5 protein-coding genes are annotated in these 8299 nt (G+C 59.5%); all 5 read right to left on the bottom strand.

The genetic code is table 11. From position 1 onward, the window contains the following. Positions 1-209: 209 nt before the first annotated feature. Positions 210-1169: an ECF transporter S component gene (locus Q0G75_RS08610; protein WP_294416702.1), complete on the bottom strand. Its 960-nt coding sequence runs from the start codon at positions 1167-1169 to the stop codon at positions 210-212. Beyond that, complete coding sequence (locus Q0G75_RS08605; RefSeq protein WP_294416703.1) at positions 1159-2751, bottom strand: ABC transporter ATP-binding protein; 1593 nt, start codon at positions 2749-2751, stop codon at positions 1159-1161. The genes Q0G75_RS08610 and Q0G75_RS08605 overlap by 11 nt, the downstream gene beginning before the upstream one ends. Continuing rightward, positions 2748-3533: an energy-coupling factor transporter transmembrane component T gene (locus tag Q0G75_RS08600; RefSeq protein ID WP_294416706.1), complete on the bottom strand. Its 786-nt coding sequence runs from the start codon at positions 3531-3533 to the stop codon at positions 2748-2750. The genes Q0G75_RS08605 and Q0G75_RS08600 overlap by 4 nt, the downstream gene beginning before the upstream one ends. Before the next feature lie 217 nt (positions 3534-3750). Then, entirely contained in the window at positions 3751-4629 is an 879-nt protein-coding gene (locus Q0G75_RS08595) for a DUF4430 domain-containing protein (RefSeq protein ID WP_294416709.1), read from the bottom strand. Positions 4630-4638: 9 nt separating this feature from the next. Next, the gene (locus tag Q0G75_RS08590) at positions 4639-7896 is read right to left on the bottom strand and encodes a DUF4430 domain-containing protein (RefSeq protein WP_294417959.1); all 3258 of its coding nucleotides are present in this window, start codon (positions 7894-7896) and stop codon (positions 4639-4641) included. Positions 7897-8299 lie beyond the last annotated feature (403 nt).

Genomic DNA, 8299 nt, shown 5'->3' with positions numbered 1-8299 from the left:
TCGGCCGGTCGGCTCAGCCTCCCGTTCCGGTGCGCCCTTGCCTCAGGGCGGGGATGTATATTACGCGGCTGCGGGCCGCTTGACAATCCCTTGATGCGATTTTGCGCCGGTCTTCACATCCTGTACACAATATGTGGCATGAGTTTCTATATTTACTGGTGTTTCTTTACGTACATACTATATGTAGTGTTTTGCTTCGTAGTGCTTCCCTATTCCATTCCATACTTGCTTTTGATTTGTTTCAGTTTGCGACGCCATGGCGCATATAGCGTTGCCAAGAACACAACTGTTGCTATGCCATGAGTCACATCGAATGGCAAGGCAGTTGCGTAGACCAACAGGACCCCTGCGAGGCCGCTTGCTTGCGCGTGATAAAAGCTGAGGATGCTCCATGCGTTCAAGATGAAGCCGTACATGAGGCAGGAAACGAATCCATATATATAGATGATTACAACATGTCGCTCAATCAAAGGCTGCTTGCGCGAACTGCGGCCTTCCCCGCATTCGGCAAGCCTTGAGTTGCCGGTGATTTTAGGGGCTTTTGCGGAGATTGCCGCCAAAAGCCCCGCTCCGTAGCCCACAAGGCCCCATGCGTACATTTGCCATGGGGTCCATGGGCCCTGGCCGAAGAAAAAATTCGACGCTAGTGCGGCCAATGCGCCCACCATGAACCCGCTTTTCCGGCCGAACACCACGCCGGCTATGATGGCAATCGCGCTTACCGGCTTGAAATCTGGGATGGGCGCGAACAGGATCCGCCCTGCCGCGGCAAGCGCGGCGAGAACCACCGTCGGCATGATGTCGCGCAGACGCGGGGCCGAGGATTCATATGTTGCGAAGAACACGCCAAGCGATGCGAGGACGACCACCAGGGACAAAAGCGCAGTTTGGTCTGTATTCGCGAGCGTGCATACCACCAAGATTGCAGGCGTTGCGCAGATTGATAGCGTTTCCAGAGCGATTCGGCTTTTTGCGCGATGATTGCGATTATGCCGAATGGGCGGGTTTTGAGCCGCGGCGTCCGACGCCTTCATGTCATTGCTGTTGCGCTCCACGGCTTTCGGTGCGTTTTGCGAAGCGCATCGAGCGGGAAGGTGCTGCTCGCCGCGTTGTGGGCTTTGGGGGTTTTGCCCGAAGATCCCGGCCTCCCCTGGTTCCCTATTCGTCATGAGCTGCACCATCTTCCGTGATTTGCCCGAAGAAACGGCACTCGGAATTCGGACGGTAGATGAGGTTGTTTTCGAAAAAGTCCTGAACAGGCTCCGTGCAGGCGAGCTCTCCGTCGAAGAGCATGGAGACCTCGTCGGCCGTGGCGAATGCGAAATCCAAATCATGCGTGACCAAAACAATGGTTTTGCCCTCTGCCGCCAGGGCCTTCACGATGCGCGAAAGATCGGCGGACGATGCGGGGTCGAGACCCTTCGTAGGCTCATCGAGGAACAGCAAGCGAGGCTGCGCAAGCAATAGCTTGGCGATCGCGAGCTTTTGCTGCTGTCCGCCGGACAAGTCGAACGGATGACGACTCAGCTGGTCGGACAGACCGAAACGCTGTGCCATAGCATGCGCGGCTTGCTCGTCGTAGGCGCAACGCGAAGCCCATTCCATAAGCTCCTCGCGCACGGAGTCGCATACTAGAAGTGCCTTGGGATCTTGCGGCAGCAATGCCTGAGATGCCGCTAGCTTATTGTCAATGCGACCGCGTTGCGGCGTCAGAACACCGGCAAGACAGCGCAAAAGCGTGGTTTTGCCGCATCCGTTGCCACCCACAAGCGCATGAACACTGCCCTGCCGAACGCGAAACTCCACCCCTCGAAGGACCCAAGGCGCATGGCGATCGAAGCGAAAATGCACATCGCGGGCGGCCAACACCGCGTCAACATCTGCGAGTTGAGCATATCGGCTGCTGAAGTAAGGCGACAATGCGGCTTTTGCGCACTCGAACGTGCCGACCAGGCCGGGGTCGCTTAAGTCGATACGCTGAGTCACGTACGGCTGAACGTCCTCTGGCGAATGCGTGGCCATGACGACGGTGATGTCGAGCTCACGGTTCACGCGGGAAAGCATGAACAGGAACTGCTTAACAGCGTTGGGGTCGAGCTGAGCAGTCGGCTCGTCGAGCAGCAGCAGCCTAGGGCGCAGCGCGAGCACGGCAGCCAGGTTGACAAGCTGCTTTTGACCTCCCGAAAGGTCCTCGGTTTTCGACCTGATCCACGGCTCGATGCCGAAGAAGTGAGCGACCTCAGCGATGCGACGACGCATCTGGTCGGGTTCGATACCTAGGTTCTCCAGGCCGAACGCCAACTCGTGCCAAACGGTATCGCACACGATCTGCGCCGCGGGATCTTGCATGACATAACCGATAAGCTGGGCGGATTCCAACGGGGTTATCGGGTTTGCGGGCGGATTTGCGGTCGAGTCCGTCAAATGGTCCGCGGTGCAGCCAGCCTTATGCTGCTTCAGAGAGCGGCCGAGCACGTTGATGTCGCCCGACGACTGGCCAACCGGGGCGAGCTCAGGTTTGAGGGAGCGCAAAAGGGTGGTCTTCCCCGAGCCGGTGGCTCCAACGAGAACGCAAAACGCTCCCTGCTCGATGCTAAGGTTCACATCGTTCAAGACCGCACGTGATTCGCGGCAATCGCCTTCTTCGGATGGATAGGCGAACGAATAGCCGCGCACCTGCACTGCGGGAATGGGGAACTCTTCGACAGACTCGCCGTTGTTTTCGAATAGCGAATGGTTTTGAGGATTCATCGGCACGACCTCCAACGCCACCAATCCAAGGTGGATAAGGCAACAGGAAACAGCATGAGCAGGGCATATGGCACAAAATGCCACCAGGGGCCGATGGCTTTCATGGTCGGATAGAACGCATATCCCGATAAATCGACCACCGCGCAAGCCACTGAAGCCGCAACCAGGAAGAACAGGCACACAAGCACGCAGACATCAGCTCGCCCGATACGGAATCGGCGATACGACGTGCGTTTTGCGCCGCAATTATAGCCACGTGCGCGCATGGCATCGCTACGTTCAAGGGAATCCTCCATTCCCCAACCCATGAGCACGTTCACCACGCGCAAATGAGCTGCGGCTTTTTCGCGCTTGGTTTGCGCCATCGCGGCGCTGGCAGCGCTTTGCACCGCCAAAACCGCGCGCCCGCGTGAAACGAATTGGGGCACCAGGCGCAACACCTGCGACACCATCAGGGTGACGACGGGAAGCAGACGCCCGAACAGCATCATAGCGCGTTGGCTATCCAGGCAAGCCGAATAGGAAGCGAACCATAGAAACACGGCGGCGAACATGCCGCCGGAGCATAAGCCGTAGATGACCGCCTCGGCATATACGGCTCGCGACCCGATACGAAACAGCTCGGTAGAGCCCGATGCCACGAACAATGGGTTCGCCGCCGCCACGATAAGACAGAGGGGAACAACCCATCTCAGCGACAATAAGGTCGCACGTCCACCGCGGCACACCGCCGAGCAGGCCAACGCCCCCGCAAGGGACAAGGCCACGTAAACGGGGTGCATGCACCCCATGCTCAGCGCTAGCGCGCACGCGATGAAGGCAAAGGGAACGATGGGATGATAAATATGGAACACGCAAGTCATATAAGGTATCTCAGCTCCACGGAAGAGACGGGAGGCGCACCCCCTGTGCCGGGGGCGCGTTCATGCAGCGGTCATCTCAGCTTCACGGAAAAGGCCGGGGCGCACCCCGGCCTTGCATTCTCGAACAACGGCTTCCCTAGCCGGCAACATAGTACCAAACGACCACATCGCCGTTGGAAAGCACATAGTTGGTGCACGCCGTCATGGGCGTGCTGCCGTTGACGGAGTACATCCAGCCGGAGGTTCCGCCGTGCTCCTTTTCGGCAAGTCCGCCGATAGCGGCAACGTAGGTTCCGTACGAAGTGCTGCGCGCGTTGACCGACAAGCCCAACGCGCACAACGCATCATAGGGCGTGGCGCCGGGATTGAACGAATACGATCCGCTGGCGGAAACCGGATTGCCGACGGCGCTGCTGGAAACCGAAACCGATACGGTGACGATATTCGCCGCAGCCGGCTGCTGGCCTCCGGAGCCGGAAGCTTGCGATCCGGAATCGCCCGACGGCGAGGCGGAAGGCTGGGAGGAGCCGCCCGCGGTGGTGTCGGAATCCACAGCGCCGCCGTTACCGTTAGCAGCTGAATCCGAATCAGCGTTTTGCCCGGCAGCGGAACCCGATTCGCCGTTCTGCTCGGATGAATCGGATTCCGCTTTCGAATGCGCTTCCGATTCGGCGCTGGCTTCGGCCTTGCCGGTGACCTTCGTTGCCGTCACGCGGCCCTGCTCCGCAGCTTGTTCTCCCTGAGCAGACGACTGCGCAGGCGATCCGTCTTGCCCCCCGAAGCCGCCCGTAAGGGCAAAAGCGCCCACGGAAACGAGCAGCACCGATGCGGCCAAAAGCGCGATGATGCCGCCTTTGACCTTCGGGGAGAGACGGGAAGCAGAGCCTGAATGCAGCTGCTGTTCAGGGGGCGTCGAACCCGCAGTCAAAGCCGCAGCTTCCGCCGAGCTGCGACGGGCAGCATCGCCCGCCGCAGCCGGTTCATCATGAGCAGCTTCGTTGATGTGCTCGGACATGACAACCTCCTACTTAATGCCACTCTGGCGACGCTTGGCAAACAGCCACCAGACACCCGCACCGACGATGCCCGCAACGCCCAAGCCAAGGACCACGTAGGGCCATATGGGACCGCGAGAGTCATTGTGGCTTTCAGCGGAATCGGAGGAATCGGAACTGTTAGCAGTGGCGGCATGCTGCTCAGTAGCGCCGTTAACGCTCGCGGAAGAGGACACCTCTTGGCGCGCCGAAGCGGCTGTCGACACGCCGTCGGTCTGCTGCGCGGCACCGCCTGCTGCAACGGGCAGGGATGCAGGAGCGACCAACCCGGCAACCGTCGGCTGCGTGCCGAGATCGGAACCGGGAGCCGGATCCGGGTTGGGATTAGGCTGCGGTGCAGGGCCAGGCTGAGGCGCGGGAGCAGGATCGGGAGCAGGCGAAGGCTTCACGCCGCCGCCGACCAGCTTGAACAGCGTGCCGGAGTCGTTGATGTAGTACAGGTTGCCCTCGGCATCGCAGATGACCGGGGAGTCGCAGCAGTTGTTGAAGCCCTTGGCGTCGTACGCCAACGTGGCCTGCGCATCGCCAACCTTATAGCGATACACGCCGCCGCCCGAGGTGTAGTTCACCCAGTCGCTGGTTTCGCCAGAGTTTACGGTGAAGTACACGTACGTTTCACCGTTTTGCGTGGACACGAGCGGAGAGGCCTTGATTCCGCCATAGCCCTTGACCCCAGGCAGCATTGCGCCATCGGCTTGGGTGATGAGCGTGGACTCGAAGCTGCCGAGATCGACGATCGCAAGCGCCGCGGCGCCGCTTTCCACCTCGCCGCCAACATACATGGTGTTGCCGTTGACAGTGGGCATGCTAGCGCACCCGGAAAGGCCCAGATCGACGACCTTGGTTTCCTTAAGAGAGCCCTGTTCGTCGATCGCAAGCACATGCAGCTTGCCATCGCGGGACATCACGTACAGGGTTTTGCCGTCAGCCGACGCCACGCACGAGGAATTCACCAACGCGCCAAGGGAAACCGTGCTGATAACGGAACCTGCACCGCTCAGCGCCTCGACGGTACCGGCGCTGGTTGCCACGACCGTGTAGCCGCCGACGTTAACGGCGCCGCCCCAGTAATATCCTTCGTTGGCATTGTTATGCTGCCACACCACTGCACCCGTAAGGATATTGATGCAGGTGAGGAAGCCATTGTCGTAGGTACCGGCGACGAAATCCACGTCGCACGTGCCCACATACGCATAGCTGCCGTTAACCGCGATCGCGGAGTTAGACTGCGCCGAATCGCTGAGCTTGTCGGTGGCCCACACAGTAGTCAGGTTGTCGGCCGTAAGAGCCTGCACGGCACCGCCGTCAAGCGGGACCATGATCACGCCCTGAGCGTAAACGGGGCGCGTGGTGTAGCCGATGGAGGAGACGAGGTTAGCCTGCGCGACCACTTCGCCCGTAGACGAATCAATCTTGAGCAAGCGGTTGTTTACGGCAAGGTACACGAAACCGTTTACGATGACGGGCTCGCTGGCGTTGGCGTATTGCGCGCTGGAGTATTGCTTGTAGTCGAGCGTCCAGTCCGACTTCATATAGTCGGTCGGGGTTGCCGCTGTGGTGGGACGGGACTGATCGCCGGCCCAATCCGCCTCCCAATCGGGACGAGGCGCGGAAGGATCGATCGTCACCTCATCGAGGTTCGGAAGCGTGTTCGAGCCGTGCACCCAGGAAATGGTGTCGCCGGATTTGAGCGTAAGGCCAGCTGCGCTGTTAATGGCCTTCCCGTTGATCAGGCAGTTCCATCCTCCTTTGAGCGTAACGCCGGATGGCGAGGTTATGGAAATGAGAAGCCAGGTAAAACCCAGATCAAGGATTTCGCAATCAGGCTCGCATTCGTCGAAGAAGCTCAAGCAGATGTCGTCGAAGGAAGCGGTTGCGAGCTCGTTGCGCGAACGCTGCGCCCAGCGTTCGGCCTTGCCGTTGCTGTCCTTGCCGATAATCTCGACCGTGATGTTCATCTGCCCAGGCATGATGGCGCCATCGGCACTGTAGACCCAGCTAACCTTGTCGCCGGCGTGCAGAATGCAGCCGCTGGCACCGACCCCCGAAGGTTCGCCATTCACGAAAAGCTGCCAGTATTTTTTGGTGTTTTGATCCCAGCCGAGCGTGACATTCTTATCGAACGGCGAGGTGATGGTGTTGAGATAGATGCCGTATTCCGATTCTTGGATATTGGCCACTAAGCCCGCCTGCTTGAACATGGCGCGCGTCAAATCGGCCGCACTGGAACCCTCCGACACATCGATGGTGGTTGGCTGCGCCCAAATCTGCTGATTACCATCAGCGTCTTGGCCGATAACTTCGCACGACACCGAAAGGTCATTGGTCGGAGCGGAATCACCGAAGGCGGTGAAAGCCCAAACAACGGAATCGCCTTCCTTAAGGGTATAGCCACCCGCGCCGACCGAAGAAGCACTGCCGTTGATAAACAGCTGCCAGTAATTCCTAGTAACCGGATCATAGCTGAGCGTAGGGCCACCCTCAAGCGGCGAGGAAACTGCGTTCAGAGCCCATCCCCAGCTACCATTTGGGTTGTAATCGGCCTTCAGCCCGGTACGTTTGAACAACTCTTCGGTCAAGGTTGCCGCAGTTGCACCCTCTTTGAGGGAGAATCCTTGCGCAGCAGCCCACGTCTGCCGATTTCCCTGCGCATCAACGCCGATAACGGAGCAAGTTGCGTTGATTAGAGAAGCCGTCTCCTCTTTAAGGGCGTTCTCAGCGACTGCTGCGGGAACATCTTGCTCGGGCGCCTGAGCAGCGGGTTGATCGGCATCCTCCTGCGAGTCGTTGTCAGCAGCACCCGCCGCGTCAACGCCTTCGTCAACCTTTTCGGCATCCGAAGCAACACTGCCGGAGGCGGTGTCGGTTGCTTCGTCATGGTCTCCGGATTCGGTTGCGGGTCCCTGAGCATCGGACGGCAGCGATGGAGCTTCTGCTTGTTCCGTAGAATCAGGCGTCGGCTCAACCTGCCCAGCATCAGGCACATCAGCCTTCTGCGCTTCCTTTTGAGCAACGGGTGAAACGCTGGCCTGCGTCTCAGCGAGCGCCGCCGACGGCGTCATGGAGACGGCCAGCGCAACCGCCAAGAAGATGGAGAACATACCCTGGATCAGCGACCGCTCATATGACTTCGATGCGGTCTGCGCATATGAACGCGCAACCTTCCGCACGTTTGTGCGAGTTTGCGCTACGTTTTGCGCGCGTTCGGACGATTCGCCGATGGTCATCGGAACCTCTCTTCCAGGGCTTCGTGCGATGGATGGGCATTCCGACTTCGCCTTACCTGAACGGCCCGCATGCCTGCGGCGGTGCCTGCCGACGGACCTGCGCATAAGTCAAGCCGCCAACCCGTTCATCAGCGTATACGATTCCTGGTAGAGCCCGGGATTCTCACCCGTGTTCCCCCAAGCGACCAAGTCCCTTCCCTAGCCGCCCGCGCCGTGCCCGGCGCAACCATCTGTGCCAATTTCTCGAACATGTGATTTTACCACGTCTGAACTGGGATTTAGCCGAGCTTTCGACAAGGTGCCGCAAGGAATCGCGCATGGTTGCAAGATAGGGGGATTTGCGCAGTCGGTCGGGTTCACTGTCCCTACGATTCGCTGCTTATAATTGTTCGGGGCAGACACG

Source organism: uncultured Senegalimassilia sp. (assembly GCF_934636665.1).
Taxonomy (GTDB): domain Bacteria; phylum Actinomycetota; class Coriobacteriia; order Coriobacteriales; family Eggerthellaceae; genus Senegalimassilia.
Note: the sequence above shows the minus strand (reverse complement) of the source record. Positions and strands in the feature narration are given on the sequence as shown.